This window comes from Streptomyces regalis, from assembly GCF_001509475.1.
Lineage (GTDB): Bacteria > Actinomycetota > Actinomycetes > Streptomycetales > Streptomycetaceae > Streptomyces > Streptomyces regalis.
Genome location: NZ_LLZG01000261.1, coordinates 1 through 363 on the forward strand (window position 1 = coordinate 1; position 363 = coordinate 363).

A 363-nucleotide genomic window follows, 5' to 3' on the forward strand; every position below is an offset into this window, starting at 1 on the left:
TGGTGATGGCGCCGCGGTCGGTGACCTCACCGCGCGGGATGATCAGCCGGTTGGTGATGTCGCCGTCGCGCCACTCGAGGCCGATCGCCCGCTCATCCGGCGTGGGGGCGGCCGGGATGCTGAGCTGGGTGACGCCCTCGGACGCCTCGGTCAGCTCCGAGCCGGGGAAGTACAGGCTGATGGTCGAGCCCTTCAGCTCGATCGCGGTGAAGGCCAGCGTCATGTCCACCGAGGTCAGGACCTTGCGGACGGGGCTGAGGGACTGCCAGGCGGTGATGTCCTCGGAGTCGGTGCCGTACTCCAGCGACCCCCCGTGGTCGGACAGGTAGCCCAGGTCGACCCAGCCGGTCGGCCAGGCCGCCG

Annotated in this window: 1 protein-coding gene; it reads right to left on the minus strand. The window is 70.8% G+C overall.

Annotation, left to right across the window (positions count from 1 at the left end; genetic code table 11):
* On the minus strand, positions 1-363 hold a 363-nt coding region (locus ADL12_RS25170; RefSeq protein WP_482262418.1), incomplete at both ends, for a phage tail tube protein.